Source organism: Acidobacteriota bacterium, assembly GCA_016713675.1.
In the GTDB taxonomy this organism is placed as follows: Bacteria; Acidobacteriota; Blastocatellia; order Pyrinomonadales; family Pyrinomonadaceae; genus OLB17.
Genome location: JADJOS010000001.1, coordinates 1,940,881 through 1,955,900 on the forward strand (window position 1 = coordinate 1,940,881; position 15,020 = coordinate 1,955,900).

13 protein-coding genes are annotated in these 15,020 nt (G+C 52.0%); 7 read left to right on the forward strand and 6 right to left on the reverse strand.

What is annotated here, in order from left to right; translation table 11 throughout:
• Window positions 1-43 precede the first annotated feature (43 nt).
• Window positions 44-655, reverse strand: a complete 612-nt coding sequence (rdgB, locus tag IPK01_08985) for an RdgB/HAM1 family non-canonical purine NTP pyrophosphatase (GenBank protein ID MBK7933619.1) — start codon at window positions 653-655, stop codon at window positions 44-46.
• Window positions 656-1,051: 396 nt separating this feature from the next.
• Here rdgB and IPK01_08990 point away from each other — a divergent pair, with 396 nt between their 5' ends.
• The gene (locus IPK01_08990; protein ID MBK7933620.1) at window positions 1,052-2,047 is read left to right on the forward strand and encodes a hypothetical protein; all 996 of its coding nucleotides are present in this window, start codon (window positions 1,052-1,054) and stop codon (window positions 2,045-2,047) included.
• 3 nt (window positions 2,048-2,050) lie between these two features.
• Here the strand turns inward: IPK01_08990 and IPK01_08995 are convergent, their stop codons facing one another.
• The gene (locus tag IPK01_08995; protein ID MBK7933621.1) at window positions 2,051-4,582 is read right to left on the reverse strand and encodes an FtsX-like permease family protein; all 2,532 of its coding nucleotides are present in this window, start codon (window positions 4,580-4,582) and stop codon (window positions 2,051-2,053) included.
• 45 nt (window positions 4,583-4,627) lie between these two features.
• Window positions 4,628-5,299 (reverse strand): ABC transporter ATP-binding protein, encoded by a 672-nt coding sequence (locus tag IPK01_09000; protein MBK7933622.1) that lies wholly within the window; start codon window positions 5,297-5,299, stop codon window positions 4,628-4,630.
• A gap of 64 nt (window positions 5,300-5,363) precedes the next feature.
• Between IPK01_09000 and IPK01_09005 the strand changes: the two genes are divergently transcribed.
• The 3 genes from IPK01_09005 to IPK01_09015 all read left to right on the forward strand — a co-directional run bounded on the left by IPK01_09005 (window position 5,364) and on the right by IPK01_09015 (window position 7,920).
• On the forward strand, window positions 5,364-6,044 hold the full coding sequence (locus tag IPK01_09005; GenBank protein MBK7933623.1) for an arylesterase: 681 nt from the start codon (window positions 5,364-5,366) through the stop codon (window positions 6,042-6,044).
• Window positions 6,045-6,078: 34 nt separating this feature from the next.
• Window positions 6,079-6,663, forward strand: a complete 585-nt coding sequence (locus IPK01_09010) for a hypothetical protein (GenBank protein ID MBK7933624.1) — start codon at window positions 6,079-6,081, stop codon at window positions 6,661-6,663.
• A 90-nt stretch (window positions 6,664-6,753) separates the two neighbouring features.
• On the forward strand, window positions 6,754-7,920 hold the full coding sequence (locus IPK01_09015) for a threonine synthase (GenBank protein ID MBK7933625.1): 1,167 nt from the start codon (window positions 6,754-6,756) through the stop codon (window positions 7,918-7,920).
• Here IPK01_09015 and IPK01_09020 read toward each other — a convergent pair.
• The gene (locus IPK01_09020; protein MBK7933626.1) at window positions 7,877-8,251 is read right to left on the reverse strand and encodes a hypothetical protein; all 375 of its coding nucleotides are present in this window, start codon (window positions 8,249-8,251) and stop codon (window positions 7,877-7,879) included. The genes IPK01_09015 and IPK01_09020 overlap by 44 nt on opposite strands.
• Window positions 8,252-8,443: 192 nt before the next feature.
• Here IPK01_09020 and IPK01_09025 point away from each other — a divergent pair, with 192 nt between their 5' ends.
• Window positions 8,444-9,547: an ABC transporter permease gene (locus tag IPK01_09025; GenBank protein ID MBK7933627.1), complete on the forward strand. Its 1,104-nt coding sequence runs from the start codon at window positions 8,444-8,446 to the stop codon at window positions 9,545-9,547.
• Window positions 9,548-9,553: 6 nt separating this feature from the next.
• On the opposite strand, the gene IPK01_09030 is transcribed toward IPK01_09025, so the two are convergent.
• Window positions 9,554-11,227 (reverse strand): bifunctional transaldolase/phosoglucose isomerase, encoded by a 1,674-nt coding sequence (locus tag IPK01_09030; protein ID MBK7933628.1) that lies wholly within the window; start codon window positions 11,225-11,227, stop codon window positions 9,554-9,556.
• Between the two features lie 63 nt (window positions 11,228-11,290).
• Between IPK01_09030 and IPK01_09035 the strand changes: the two genes are divergently transcribed.
• Window positions 11,291-12,202 carry a tetratricopeptide repeat protein gene (locus IPK01_09035; protein ID MBK7933629.1) on the forward strand — a complete coding sequence of 304 codons (912 nt, stop codon included), beginning with the start codon at window positions 11,291-11,293 and terminating at the stop codon, window positions 12,200-12,202.
• Here the strand turns inward: IPK01_09035 and IPK01_09040 are convergent.
• The gene (locus tag IPK01_09040; GenBank protein ID MBK7933630.1) at window positions 12,179-13,351 is read right to left on the reverse strand and encodes an inositol-3-phosphate synthase; all 1,173 of its coding nucleotides are present in this window, start codon (window positions 13,349-13,351) and stop codon (window positions 12,179-12,181) included. The genes IPK01_09035 and IPK01_09040 overlap by 24 nt on opposite strands.
• Before the next feature lie 193 nt (window positions 13,352-13,544).
• On the opposite strand from IPK01_09040, the gene IPK01_09045 reads away from it, so the two are divergent.
• Window positions 13,545-14,849 carry an aspartate aminotransferase family protein gene (locus IPK01_09045; GenBank protein ID MBK7933631.1) on the forward strand — a complete coding sequence of 435 codons (1,305 nt, stop codon included), beginning with the start codon at window positions 13,545-13,547 and terminating at the stop codon, window positions 14,847-14,849.
• The last annotated feature ends 171 nt before the right edge of the window (window positions 14,850-15,020 follow it).

Here is a 15,020-nt window from a genome sequence, read left to right on the forward strand (position 1 = left end):
TCTCAAGAGTCGAATTCTAAGGCGGAAAAACTGTTAGGTCAAGTCAAACTGAGTAGAAATCGCGTAAATACGGGATTATCTTTGAAAATGCGCGACTGCGATGGCTGATTTGTTCTTTTATCGAGTCGGCGAGCTCACCGAAGGTCTGATCATATCCGTCGGGCACAAAGATCGGATCATAACCGAAACCGCCGTTTCCGCGTGAGTCTTCGGCAATAATGCCGGAGCATTCGCCCTCGACCGTATGTATGATAGCACCGTCCGCTGAGGCAAAGGCGATGGAAGAAACAAAGCGGGCACGGCGGTTGTTGGTTGCGGTATCCAGCAGTTCGGCGAGAACCAAACCCATCTTTTCGGCAAATATCATGTCGCCGCCATATCGGGCCGAGTGAATGCCCGGTCTGCCTCCGAGGGCTTCGATTTCAAGCCCCGAGTCGTCAGCAAGCGTTGGAAGGCCCGTTTGACTAGCATAACCTGCTGCCTTCATGATCGCATTTTCTGCAAATGTCGAGCCGGTTTCTTCGATCTCAACGATCGATCCAAAATTGGCGAGGCTGAGAACAGAAACGGGCGTTTCAGCCAACATTTGCCGCAATTCGGCAAGTTTACCCGGATTTGAGGTCGCGACGACGAGTTTTGCAGTGTTGCTCAACATTTTTGATTGCCAAGGTTAGGTAAAAAACGGTATAAATTAACTTGCAGAACTTCTGCTGCTCGCCGTCTAGCTTACCATTGTTGAACTGAGGAAATAACTAGCTTGGAACCTGTTGCTGTCGAAAGAATAGAAAGGGTTGTGCCTTCTGACCGAGATGCCCCGGGGAACCTTCCGCCGGCAGAGACCGCAACGGTCAGCTTCCAACTCGGGGCGTGGATAAGTGGGCTCGCGAGCTTTTTATCCAACGACGGGAGCTTTGACTTAGATCACAATATTCCAGCCTCTAACGAGTCCTTCAACAAAGAAATCCGAATCGCAAGTTCGGCCTTACAACGATGTGCACACCTGAGTTTTGTCTTGACGGATTCGCTGAGTAGAACAGTCGGGAGTTCAGTAGTGTCGATCGACGAAGTCAGGACTTTTTCGGCAATGCTTCGTGAACCGATTCTTCTTTCAAACGCGTTAATGAACGCTCCGACGCTTTACCTTGGTGAATGGAGGGCATGGAGCAGGTTGGTTCTTGAGCGGTTCTATGCCGATCCCGCATTCTCAAAGCTCGTTGCCGGCACGGAAGCCGGCGGTGGTATGTTTCTTCCAGAAAAGCTCAAGAGGCTCATCAATGACGCAGATGCACCTCCGCAAATTGAGGCCGAGCTTGATGCCATATTGCCACGATTTGGCAAGATCCTGCGGCTTTTGGACATCGTCGGCGAACTTCTTGAACGCGACGAGCCGCTCAAAGGTGCCTTATTAATATTTGCGAAGGTCTCGGAACATACACAGGAATTGGTCGACTATCTGAACCAGCGAGTCAATCAGTGGTCAGAGGAATCTGATGAGTTCATTACCGTACTTGACGGTGCTGCATATACTGCCTCGATCGAGCTCAAAAAGGTTGTCCGGCAGGAATTGTCAGGTGTCGCTTCGATTCGTCCGGCGACAACCGTGTATGCCCGAACTGAGACGGCCTATGCACTGTTGACCGAGAGTTTTCAGCAAATACTCGCTCAGTTCGCGAAACAAATCGATCCAACGATCGACATTTTCGATCTGTTTCCAAATTTTCGGCACAAACTCGACCAGTCACAAATGCTACGAAAAGAAATCTACACGATTGCTCAGATTGTCAGGCTCGTCGAAAAAGATCCGGACGGACGAAACATCGAGAAACTGAATTCAGCTTTGATCAAGTTCATGGATAAGACCGTGCGGTTCCTTTTTTACAAAGATATCGAGACCTTTGAGCGTTTTGTTGAAGAGATATTGGTAACAAAGCAAAAGAAAGATCTGGTGCCTATCGTCCACAGATTCGGAGCGTATCTGGAAACGCTTTTCGCTCAGGTCAACATGCGAGCAGTGCTGGAAGCACATCCGTTCGAAACAGGTAAATAGCATTTACTGTAATCGAAGTGTCGAAAGCGGTTTACGGAACAGAACATCGAAACTTGCCGCAACGCCAACCAACATTACAAGGAAGGTCGTGATTACAACGCCGAGAACGGTCACCAAAGGATCGAATTCCCATTGAATATCCATGACAAATCGGCTCACGGCAAAAGACAGAGCGGTTGCAAACCCCGTTCCGATAACACCGGCGAGCAGTCCGAGAAGGCCGTATTCGGAGACGAGAATAGCGGCAAGCGTGCCAAGTTTAGCACCGAGGGTCTTAAGGATCGCGTTCTCGTAAATACGTTGCGATTTCGTCAGAGCGATAGAGCCGATAAGGATCAGAATGCCGCTGAGCATGACGAATCCGCCGACAAACGATATCGCGATCACGAAATTGCGTATCAACCGCTGAACGGCCGCCAAGATATCATCGACATCAAAGACCTGAATGTTTGGAAATTGTGCGAGCAGATCACGCTGCAGACGTTGGCGATCGGTAGCGGGAATGTGTTTGAGAACCGTCGCCGCAAAGCTCTGCGGAGCGATCTCAAGCGTTCCCGGCCGGAACACAAAAACAAACGCGGTTCGGGTGTTCCTTACATCGAGCTGACGCACGTTTGCTACGCGAGCAGTGATCTTTCGGCCCGAGATATCGAACGAAATCGAATCGCCGGCAGTGATGTTTAGCCGTTTAGCCATTTCTTCTTCGACCGAGACCTCCGGTACTTCATTAACGTCACTTGACCACCAATTCCCAACGATGACTTTCTCGTTGACGTCCAGATTCGGACGGTATGTGATCGCGAATTCACGGCCAATCTGGCCTTGTTGCTGACGGACTTCACGGTTTTGAAAATCGATCGGCTCGCCGTTTACAAACGCGATTCGAGCTCGAACCGTCGGTATCACCTCGGGCATTTCGCCGATGCGTTCATTGATCAACTGTCGGAGCCCGTCTATCTGGCTTCTCTGAATGTCGACGAAAAACAGGCTCGGCAGCTTCTGATTACGCGTAAAGTCGAATTCTCGAACCAAATTTGACTGCATCGATTGGACCGCCAAAACGACAAACGCCCCAAGACCGACCGCAAGTAGAATGATCCGTGTTTGATTGCCCGGCCGGTAAAGTGAATTGACCGCCTGGCGAACCGGAAACGGCCCAAGCGAACGGACACGCCGCAGCATCCAGGTTAGTACCGCCGCGGAAAGATACAAAATCAGCGAAGTCATTCCAAGACCCACGAGAAAAAACGCGCCTATGGTGATAGAACCTGCCTGCCACACTGCGAGGCCGAGTAAACCGGCAAGTGACAGAAAGCCAAAGAGCCATTTGCTGCGGTCAAGTTCGTTCAGGCTCGCGCTATTCTCGTCGCGGAGTAGTAGTTTTGGTTTGATCGTGCGGATCTGCAACAGCGGTAGAGCACTAAATAGCAACGAGATCAAAACGCCGAGAATAATACCCTGCCCCGCAGTCGAAAGGCCAACCCCGTAAGTCATCTTGTTGGGCAGCGCATCGGCAAAACGCAATTTGACGAGCCACAATGCTCCCTGTGCTAGTGCCGCGCCGAACAGGCTGCCGACGAGGCCAAGCGTTAAAATTTGGAGCAGATAGACGGTGATAATTCGGTTGCCACTGGCACCAAGGCATTTGAGGACCGCAACGGTTTTTCGTTTTTGCTCGACGAACGCCCGTGCTACATTCCAAACACCGACGCCTCCGAGAACGAGGATCAACAGGCCAGTGAGAGCCAGATAATTCTCGGTGCGAACGAATTGTTGATTCAGGTTCTCCTGCTGTTCACGATAAGAACCGACAGTAACGGTCGTGCCACTCAAAGCTTCGCGGAGCTCTTTGACTAGCGAAGTCGGATTGTCGGTCGTCCGGTATAGAATGCGTCGACGGACGCGACCGTTATTCCGGGTTATGCCCGAAGTGTCGAAAGCCTTTTTCTCGACAAAGACACGGGCTCCAAGGCGAAAACCGCTAGTGCCGCCAGGTTCTTCGTCAACCGTAGCCCGGATCTCGAATGCAGTTTCGCCGATGCGGATCTTATCGCCGACCCTTACGTTGAGGTCTTCGAGCAGGATCTTGGCGATGACAGTGCCGTTGTTTTCGAGCAGTTTGAAATCGAAGGGCGAACCGTCCGAGAGAATAAACGACCCGACAAGCGGAAACGGCGGCTCGATGCCTTTGAGCTCGACAAACTTGACCGAAAGATTTGCTGCATCCACGGGACGTGCCATAACGGCAGCGGTGATCGTCTCATTCCGGCCATCGACGATAGGCGACGAATTGATGATCTTTTCGACCTTTTCGATATCGGCTGGCGAAAAATCGTTGGTCGAGCTGACCTCAAGATCGGCGGTCATCAAAGCCCGTGCATCGGTGCCGACGGCCTGCGTAAGATTCTGAATAAGCGAACGCAGAGCAACCACCGATCCGACACCGAGAGCAATGCAGAGAAAGAAAAACAGCAGACGCCGCCATGATGAACGGAATTCGCGGATCGTTAACTTAAAAATGAATTGCATTCGCATGTTCCGTCCCACCTCGCACAAACGTGTTTCATGGAACAAAAAACCTCAATTTAATACATCCGCTTCGATACGCCCATCGCGGAGAATGATCTGCCGCTGAGACTTGTCGGCTAGTGCTTTGTCGTGAGTTACGAGCACGAGTGTCACGTTATTTTTACGGTGGAGCTCAGTCATTAATTCGAAGATATGTTCGCCGTTCTTTGAATCCAAATTGCCGGTTGGCTCGTCGGCAAGCAGTATCTTTGGCGAATTAGCAAACGCCCTTGCGATGGCGACTCGCTGCTGTTCCCCGCCGGAGAGCTCGGCCGGATAATGGTGACCGCGGTTCGAGAGGTCGACGTTCTCGATCAGCATTTCCGCTCGTTCGCTGGCATTTAATATTCCGAGGATCTCCATTGGAATGAGGATATTCTCAAATGCCGTTAGGCTCGGGATCAGATGAAATGATTGAAAAATAAAGCCGATCTTTTTGCTTCGGATCTCAGCCAGTCGGTCTTCTTTGAGAGCAGTGATCTCGTCATCGTCGATGAATACCTCGCCGCTCGACGGAGCATCAAGCCCGGCGATCAGGCCGAGGAGCGTCGATTTGCCGCTGCCAGATGCACCGGTCACGGCGACGAACTGTCCATCAGGAACTGTCATCGACACGTCATCGAGAATAGTCAGGTCCTCGGTGCCCGAGCGAACGGTTTTGGTTATATTTCTTAATTCGATCATGATCTATGAGTCAATCAAATTGCATCTTTCGTGATTGTTTTAGCGTACAATAAAGCAGTGAATTATGCGTTATCTAATTCGAAAAACAGTAGTTGTTAGTTTCATATTTATTGCATTCGGACTTGCCGGCTGTGCTTCGGCAAGCCGCAAACCTGCGATCAACAAACCGCTTGCTGTTCCGCAGGACGTATCGAACAAGCCCAAGATCGTCGCATTCGGCGACAGTTTAACCGCGGGTTTTGGCTTGCTAGAAAAGGAATCGTATCCATATTTATTGCAGGAAAAGCTGACGGCTGACGGTTACGATTTCGAGGTAGTAAACGCCGGTGTCTCGGGTGACACAACGCTAGGCGGACTCGAACGCATCGATTGGGTACTCGAGATCGACAATATCAACGTACTGATCCTCGAACTCGGCGCCAACGATCTTATTCGGGGCGTTCCGGTTCCAAAAGTGAAGGCGAACCTCGACACGATGATCAAGAAGGCAAAGGCCAAGAAGGTCCGCGTACTGCTCTGTGGAATGCTTGCACCGCCAGGAAACGGTGATTATTCTCGCGAGTTTACCGCGTTGTTCCCCGATCTTGCTACGCAACATAAGGTTGATTTTCTGGCGTTCCTTCTCGATGGAGTTGCACTAAAGAAGGAGCTTAATCAGGCCGACGGGATTCATCCCAACGCGGAAGGGGCGCGGATCATGACCAATAATATTTACAAAGCTCTCAAGCCGATGCTCACGAAGTGAATCCGCTTTGGCGATCAAGTCGAAACGACTATTTATGAAAAAATTTATCTTTATTTTGATCTTGACATCTGTCACCGCACTTACCATTTCGGCACAAACTGCTGCTCCCAGCAATCAGGCGTCGTACCTACGTCCAACTGCGGAAAAGCGCTTCAAACGATTTGTTAATGACACCGCCGGCCCGTTCGCCTGGGTTGGTATCGCGGCGAGTTCTGGGTTTTCGACCATCCGCAACGAGCCTGATGAGTGGGGTAGGTCGGCCAACGGATTTGGCAAGCGATTCGCCTCAAGTTTTGGTAAAAACGTGATTCGAAACACGGCGATCTACGGCATCGACGAGGCTCTGAAGATCGACAGCCACTTCTATCGCAGCAAGAAGCGTGATTTCGGTGCACGGGCCGGTAATGCCATCGCCTCGACATTCACAGCAAGGACCGCGAGCGGCAAACGGACGGTCGGAGTGTCGCGAATCGTCGGCACCTACACCGCGAGCATTATTGCCGCCGAAGCATGGTATCCGTCCCGTTACAACTGGAAAGACGGCATGAAAAGCGGCACGATCTCGCTCGGAATCAACTCGTTGTTCAACCTCGTGAAAGAGTTCGCGTTTAAGAAGTAGAAGCAGAGATTCGCCGCGAAAAGGCACAAAAGGCGCACAAAGAGCTTTTCTTTTGCGTCTTTTGTGCCTCTTTGCGGCTAAAATGGTTTTATGAACGTTACTCATCTCGAATGTGCCTTGTGCGGCTTACGGCACGAGGCGAATACTCTACAAAATCTCTGCACAACCTGCGGAAAACCTTTGCTTGTTCGTTATGACCTCGAGCGTGCATCCCTGGGATTGACGAGGGAATCGTTGGCGACGAGAGAATCTTCGCTGTGGCGGTATCGCGAGGTGTTGCCCGTCGTCGATGAAGCGAATATCGTTTCGCTTGGCGAAGGTTGGACGCCTTTGTTCAAGACGGACAGGCTCGCGGCGACATTGCCGATCAAACTCGATCTCTACATTAAGGACGAAGGCCAGAATCCGACGCAGTCTTTTAAGGCTCGCGGTATGACGGCCGCGATCTCGATGGCAAAAGAACTTGGTGTGACAAAACTCGCAGTTCCATCCGCCGGTAACGCTGCCGGAGCGATGGCTGCGTATGCCGCACTCGCCGGCATGGAAGCCAACATCTTCATGCCCGCCGACACGCCGCGAGCGAACATCGTCGAATGCCAACAGACCGGAGCCAACGTCACTCTCATCGACGGCCTCATCACCGATTGCGGCAAGATCGTGGCCAAACGCATGGACGAAATGGGCTGGTTCGACGTCTCCACCCTAAAAGAGCCCTACCGCGTCGAAGGGAAAAAGACGATGGGATACGAACTCGCTGAACAATTCGATTTCAAACTTCCTGACGTTATTCTCTATCCTACCGGCGGAGGTACGGGGCTGATCGGTATGTGGAAAGCCTTTGACGAGATGGAGCAGATGGGCTGGATCGGGAGCGAGCGTCCGCGAATGGTTTCGGTGCAGTCCGAGACGTGTGCGCCGATAGTCAGAGCTTTCGAAAAAGGCGAACGCTTTGCCGACGAGTTCGAAAACGCCTCGACCGTCGCCTCCGGGCTTCGCGTGCCAAAGTGCATCGGCGATTTCCTCATCCTCGACGCCATCCGGGCCTCAAATGGCACCGCGATCACCGTCACCGACGCCGAACTAACCGCCGCCGTCGCCGAGCTCGGAGCCCTAACAGGCATCTTCACCGCCCCCGAAGGCGCCGCCTGCCTTCCGGCATTGAGAAAACTGATAGCAAACGGAACCGTCGGCGAGGGCGAGTCCGTGGTGATCTTTAATACGGGATCGGGCGTGAAATATCTCGAAGCGTTCTCTTAAATTCTGACAGCAATTTCGCGAACCGTAGATGACAAATTCGGCCGATGGCCGTCCTCATCAGGTAAATGACCGCCTTCATCAGCCCGCGGAACGCGATCATCAGTCCGCTGAACGCGATCATAAGTTCGCTGAACGCGATCATTAGCCAGCTGAACCCAATCATTAGTCTGCTGAACGCGATCATCAGTCCGCTGAACCCGATCATTAGCCCGCTGAACGTGATTATTAGTCCGATAAACGCGACTATTTGTCCGATGAACGCGACTATTTGTCCGATGAACGTGATTATTAGTCCGATGAACGCGTTTAATAGTCCGCGGAACACATTCATAAGTCCGCGGAACGCATTGATTTGGCGAATGAACCGATTAATAGCTACTGCGAACACGCAAAAAGATCCAATGAAATACGCGATTTTGGGCGGCGTCTAGCGTTTTACGCTGCAAAGGAGTAGATTTATTGTTTGCCGCCAACCTGTGAGTTAGTGGCAATTTGTTTTAACGACTTTTTGGGAACGTTTTTGATGAACAGTCTGGTGTTTTCAAATATGCTTCACCGCCCGGCACGGACGGTTGTTAGCATCATAGGGATCGGGATCGGTATTTTGCTGATCGTTTTTACGGTTGGTTTGGCGAACGGCAGTTTGCGGGAGCGTGCCAAGCGTGAGGCGAATGTAGGTGCCGAGATCATGCTGCGGGCTTCGGGAAGCGTCGGTCTGAGCGGTTCTGAGTCGCTCCGATTGCCCGTGACGATGGAGCAAGAGATCGAAAAGGTCGAGGGGATCCAGTCGGCTGTTGCCATCGCTCAAAACACCGTTTCAGTCAAAGATGCTAACACCGGAACGCGTCTTGTTGACGGTATTGATTATGATAAATACGCCGCCATCGCCGGTCTCCAGATCGTGAAGGGCCGCCCGCTCGGCAGTTCGGGCGATGAGATCATCTGTGACGCGGCCTGGATGACGCAGAAGAAACTCTCCATCGGCGACGACATACCGCTGTATGAGCGCAACTTTAAGCTTGTGGGCGTTTACGAGCCGGGAGCAGGTGCCAGGACCAAGATTCCGCTCGCAACGATGCAGGATCAGCTTGGAAGCGAAGGTAAGGCCTCGGCGATCTTGATCAAGGTCAAAGATGGATTTACGGTCGATACGGCCGCTGCAAATTTGCAGGCCAAATTCCCAAACGAACAGATCATCTTGACTCGCGAACTCGAAGAGCTCTATATGCAGAGCATTCCCGCATTGAATGTATTCCTGAATGTCGTTATTGGTGTCGCGGGGGTGATCAGTGCTCTGATCATTTTGCTGACAATGTACACGACGGTAACTGAACGAACGCGGCAGATCGGTGTGCTCAAATCACTTGGAATGTCGAAGATGAATATTGCGTGGACGATCGTGCAGGAATCATTACTGATCAGTTTCGGTGGGATCCTATTCGGACTTATAGCGACTTGGGTACTGAGTATTGCGTTGGCGAAATGGAGTACGTTAAATGTCCAGATCGAATCGCAAGTTGTGGTCAGTATTCTTGTCGTCGGGCTCGTGAGCGGCGTGATCGGCGCGTTATATCCCGGCATGCGGGCTGCACGGCTCGATGCCGTCGAAGCTCTCAACTACGACTAGAACCGATCATATCAGATCGTTGAGTGACTTGAGGCCTCCGACCACATCCGAACCGAGATGCACGCGTAAGGCTCTCCGCCCGCGATCCAGCAGAACCTGAAAATCGCCTCGGGACTGCGCGGTTTTCACCACGCCGAACGTATATTGTTGTCCGGGCACCGCAAGGTCAAAGGCGTCGTCGGAAGTTATCTGAAGGAATACGCCGTCGTTTGCGCCACCTTTGTAGGCCTGTCCGGTCGAGTGTAGAAATCGCGGTCCAAACCCGAGACATGTCGCGGCACCGGTGCGGGCAAGAACTTTCTCGCGGATAGTTTGAAGTAGCGTTTCGGTCTCAGCATTCATCTCGAGATATCCGAGAATTGCGAAATAATCTCCCGTGACGATCTGAGCAAAATGCGCGTCGAGTATCGACGGAATCGAAGAAAGCTCACCAAGCTGCTCTACGTACTCGGAACTCGTGAATAGCGACACTCCGTTAGCCTCATAGAACGCCTTCTCATGGGACAGCGAGCCGAACCTTTTGTATTCGTCCGTGATCTTTCGTGCCTCTATCTTTGCCGATTCGACATCGGGCTGATCGAATGGGTTGAGGCTCATCACGGCACCCGCAACAGCGGTAGCAAATTCCCAGCGGAAGAATTCCTGTCCGAGGTTGTCTTTACTCTCGAGCTCGACGCGTATCGCCGGATGAACGGCGGCGATGTTGTTATATGCATCGTCCATCGCAGGGCTGTCTTTTAAGCTGAGAAAAGCAAATACGCGATCGTTGCCATACTTTTCCGTTGGCTGGAGCGGCTCGCGATCGACCGGAATTATCGAAACACCGTTCTTACCGGTCGATTCGGCAACGAGCTGCTCCATCCACGCACCGAGATCGTGAATTTCGGGCGACGTGAAGATCGTCAGCTTGTCACGGCCTTTGGCGTGGCACGTGCCGAGAATAAGCCCGAGTATCGCTCCGGGATTCGTTGCGGCGTCTTCATTGCGACAGGCGGCGACCATTTCGTTGGCGCTGGTCAGAAACTGCGCGACATTAAGTCCCATCGAAGCCGCAGCCGTCATTCCAAAGGCGGACAATGCCGAAAAGCGTCCTCCGATCTGCGGCTTACCGTAGAAGATATGTCGAAAGCCGTCAGCCTTCGCGACTTGTTCCATTTTCGAGCCCGGATCGGTGATCTTAATCAACTGTTTTCCGGCATTTTCCCGCCCAACTATCCCGACGACGCGTTCGAAGAAATACTGCTTAAAACAATTCGGTTCAAGCGTGGAGCCTGACTTGCTCGCGACAATGAACAGTGTTCTCTCGATGTCCAGTTTATCCTCGGTCGCCTTGACCTGAGCCGGAACAGTCGAATCGAGAATGTGAAAATTTGTCTTTCCAAAGGTCATTGCGAGCACCTCAGGACATAGCGAAGATCCGCCCATTCCCATCAGCAGAACGTCAGAAAAACCTGCGGTTGCGAGATCGGTCTGGAGATCGCGGTATTTTTGCAGATCGTTGAGTTCTTCACCGACGATTTCGAGCCACCCGAGCCATTTGGCCTCATCGCTGCCCGTCCAGACCGTCGCGTCCTTTCGCCAGATGCGGCCGATCTTGTCGGCTTCTTGCCAGGAATTTGTTTTTGAAATGACTGCGTTCCTGATCTCGTCAGGTAGGGAATAGTGAAATGTGTTAAGCATTTCACAATCTTGTGCAATCGGACGCCGACTGTCAAATTTTGAGTTTTAATGTAATATCGGCTTATGAAAATCGTGCTCGTGCTGGCCAGCCTGCTGGCGTCGTTTTGTATTACCGGCCTTGGACAATCTTGCTCAGAGAAAGCTCAAGAGGTCCGTCCTCAATTGTCGGCCGAAGCCGAAATGGAATACTCGCGCAACCTCGAGATCGCCGCGAGAAACGCCGTCTCAGACCCGAGTGCCGATAATCTCATCTGGTACGCCCGACGCAAAGGTTATCTCGGGCGGTACAAGGACGCGGTCGACGCCCTGACGATCTCGCTCGAAAAGTTCCCGGGCGATGCTCGCATTTATCGTCATCGCGGACATCGTCTCATTACACTTCGTTGCTTTGAAGACGCGGTACAAGACCTTGAAAAGGCAGCCGCCATGACCAAAGGCAAGCCCGACGAGATCGAGCCCGATGGGATGCCCAACGCAAAGAACATCCCTACAAGTACGCTGCAATCGAACATCTGGTACCATCTCGGGCTCGCGTACTATCTCAAGGGCGATCTAAAAAGGGCTCTGAAAGCATACGAGAAGTGTGCGAAGGTCTCAAAGAACAATGATATGCGTGTGGCGACAGCCCATTGGCAGTATATGACGATGAGACGAATGGGGAAAAAAGTAGCGGCCGCGAGGTTGCTTGATCAGTTTAAAGGCAACATCGAGGTGATCGAAAATGACGATTATCTTACCCTGATACGTCTGTATCGAGGGGAACGAAATGCCGAGGATCTCTCAAAGATCCTTGGACGAGAAGCGAAAACTCTCGGAAGTGCGTCACTCGGGTATGGACTTGGCAACTGGTATTTTTACATCGGCGAAACTGAAAAGGGGTTGGATATTTTTCGCAAGATTGTTGCCGGCGATCAATGGGCGAGTTTTGGCTATATTGCGGCTGAGGCGGAATTAGCTAGACAGCCACGAAAGTAACATATCTTCCTGCTTATGGAACGCCTGTTCGAGATTTTTACCAGTGGGATTCATCGGCAATTTGAAGAAGACTGAAAGCTGCTCCTGAATTCCCGATTCGCCACGCTGTGCCGCGAGATCGAGACAGCGGGCAATCTCTATCGCGAGCGGGGCTGCTAAAATCGAGTCCTTGCAGAGAAAATTCACCTTTATCTGCATTTGCTGTCCGAGGAACCCCGTAATATCAATGCTGTCCCAAGCTTCTTTGTTATCGCCTCGTGGTCGGTAATAACGAATATCTACGAGATGATCTTCGACCTCGTAGCCGAGAATATCGTCTAGGAGACTGCTTTTCGTCTTTATCTTAGAGGCGAGAGAATCTTCGTTCGAGAGTGCCAAACCATCGCGATTGCCGAGGATATTCGTCGAGTACCAACCCTTTACCCTCAAGGCGCGCGATCGAAAGGCCGGTGCGAGAACGGATTTGATAAATGTCTGGCCAGTCTTGCCATCCTTGCCCGCTATCGGAACGGCCATTTTTGCGGCAAATTCTATCAAAGCGGGAATATCTACTGAGACCGACGGAGTAAAATTGCCGTAGGGTATCCTCTCGGCGATGGCCGCGTACGCATAAAGCATCGCGGGCGAGATATCCGCCGAGTTATCATCGAGAGCAGTTTCGAATTCAGCGAGCGAATTGAGTATTTCGTTCCCCTCGACCGCCAATTTTTCCGTTGAAGCAAGGTTTATGACAACGACCGCATCGACTGTTTCGCGGAACGCGATGAGATCATTTCGCAGTTTAGCGATGTTTGCACGATGCGAACTTTCGCTTAGGCGATTTTCACCGTCGATGTTCGAAAGGAATTTGTCATTCCCGATCGCCGGCCATGGCTTGACGGAGCGTAAGGCTTCATCGACCGCGACGAATTGTTTGTGCGTGAGGACGTCATGTTCTTCCGCGGCCTTGGCTAGGTGTTCCCCGAATAGATCCCAACCCGCGAAGACGATATCCGTGTATTCCGCTATTCCGTCAATGTCAAGCTCGGCGAGCGGCAGGCCTTCGTGGCCGATCAGGCCTTTCTTGAGCAATTCGACGCCCGCCGCCATCGTCGTCCCGACTGCGCCGCCAATGCCCACAACTGCAATTCCTAATGTGCGATTTCCCATACGAAACAGTTGAGTTTACAACTTCGCAAACTCCGATGCCAATTTCTGACGAAAGGACAGTGAAATTAAAACTGTCGATTGAGAGCTCTGTTACTTTATTTTTCTGCAAATTGTCGTAAAATGTTCGGTACTTTCTCGTTTAACCAGCTGCAGTCAGCAACAATTCATTTCGAATGCAGACACTACTATCAATATGAGCCAACCAGAACAAAGATCGACAGTCTCGGACGCCGTTCGTAAACACAAAGAGTTTCTTTTCCCGGCCGTTGCCACTTACTACCAAGAGCCGATCGCTTTGGTTCGCGGCGAGGGTGAGTATGTCTGGGATGATCAGGGCAATAAGTATCTAGATGCCTTTGGCGGTGTCCTCACGGTTAGCATCGGGCATGCGAATCCGCGGGTCAATGCGGCGTGGAAGGATCAGGTTGATAAGATTTCGCATATGTCGACGCTTTACGCGAACGGGCCGCAGGGCGATCTGGCGGAGAAGCTGGCGGAGATAACGCCGGGGAATTTAAAAAAGTCGTTTTTCTCGAATAGCGGAACTGAGGCCGACGACACAGCCATTCTTGCGGCGAAGATCGCGACGGGGAATAACGAGATCGTTGTTCTAAGGCACAGTTACGCAGGGCGTTCGGCGACTGCGCTTTCGACGATCGGGCATAAGACTTGGAAGCCGATCGCTTCGCAGGTAGCGGGGATCGTTCATGCGGCGGCGCCGTATTGTTATCGTTGTCCGTTCAAGCTCGAATACCCAACGTGCGGCGTCGCCTGTGCGGATGACGTCGAGGAATTGATCAACACAACGACGACCGGCAACATCGCGGCGTTTATGGCTGAGACGGTTCTTGGCGTCGGCGGATTTATCATTCCGCCAAAGGAATATTTCCCGCGTGTCGCTGAGATCGCACGCAGCCACGGCGGGTTGTTTATCTCCGACGAAGTCCAGGCCGCCTGGGGCCGGACGGGCGATAAATGGTTTGGCATCGAGCATTGGGGCGTCGAGCCGGACATCATCACTTCGGCCAAAGGCATGGGCAACGGTGTGCCGATCGGCTGGACGATCGCGACGCCTGAGGTCGCCGATGCGTTCCCGGGCCTCACGTTCTCGACATTCGGTGGCAATCCCGTCTCGTCGGCGGTCGGCCTCGCGGTCATCAACGTCATCGAAGAAGACGACCTCCGCACAAACGCCCGCGTCGTCGGCGATTATTTCCATAATGAGCTGCTCAAATTGCAGGAAAAATACGCCTGTATCGGTGACGTTCGCGGCATGGGCCTGATGCAGGGCATCGAGCTCGTCAAGGACCGCCAAACAAAAGAACCGGCCCCCGACCTCGTCCTTCGCGTCTTCGAAGAAACCAAACGCCAGGGCGTCCTCATCGGCAAAGGCGGCCTCTACGGCAACGTCATCCGCACCGGCGTGATGCTCAACTCCACCACCGATTCGATCGACAAAGTCATCGAGGCGTTGGATGCCGGTTTGGCTCTTTGTTAACAGAGTTTGGTCGTTATTATTGAAGATTTGGTCGCTTGGAACGACAGTTAAGAGATTTAATTAAGAATTAAGTGGCATAGAACGTAAATTAAGCGATATAAATCGAAAATTAAAAGAGATAGATCGTGAATTAAACGATGTAAATTGAAAATTAAGCGATTTAATTTCCAA

Excerpts from the sequence above, each read along its gene's own strand:
- IPK01_09040 (MBK7933630.1), bottom strand. The coding sequence starts at position 13,351 with ATGGGAAATCGCACATTAGGAATTGCAGTTGTGGGCATTGGCGGCGCA.
- IPK01_09025 (MBK7933627.1), top strand. The coding sequence starts at position 8,444 with ATGAACAGTCTGGTGTTTTCAAATATGCTTCACCGCCCGGCACGGACG.
- IPK01_09045 (MBK7933631.1), top strand. The coding sequence starts at position 13,545 with ATGAGCCAACCAGAACAAAGATCGACAGTCTCGGACGCCGTTCGTAAA.
- rdgB (MBK7933619.1), bottom strand. The coding sequence starts at position 655 with ATGTTGAGCAACACTGCAAAACTCGTCGTCGCGACCTCAAATCCGGGT.
- IPK01_09020 (MBK7933626.1), bottom strand. The coding sequence starts at position 8,251 with ATGAATGTGTTCCGCGGACTATTAAACGCGTTCATCGGACTAATAATC.
- IPK01_09015 (MBK7933625.1), top strand. The coding sequence starts at position 6,754 with ATGAACGTTACTCATCTCGAATGTGCCTTGTGCGGCTTACGGCACGAG.
- IPK01_09035 (MBK7933629.1), top strand. The coding sequence starts at position 11,291 with ATGAAAATCGTGCTCGTGCTGGCCAGCCTGCTGGCGTCGTTTTGTATT.
- IPK01_09030 (MBK7933628.1), bottom strand. The coding sequence starts at position 11,227 with ATGCTTAACACATTTCACTATTCCCTACCTGACGAGATCAGGAACGCA.
- IPK01_09000 (MBK7933622.1), bottom strand. The coding sequence starts at position 5,299 with ATGATCGAATTAAGAAATATAACCAAAACCGTTCGCTCGGGCACCGAG.
- IPK01_09010 (MBK7933624.1), top strand. The coding sequence starts at position 6,079 with ATGAAAAAATTTATCTTTATTTTGATCTTGACATCTGTCACCGCACTT.
- IPK01_08995 (MBK7933621.1), bottom strand. The coding sequence starts at position 4,582 with ATGCGAATGCAATTCATTTTTAAGTTAACGATCCGCGAATTCCGTTCA.
- IPK01_09005 (MBK7933623.1), top strand. The coding sequence starts at position 5,364 with ATGCGTTATCTAATTCGAAAAACAGTAGTTGTTAGTTTCATATTTATT.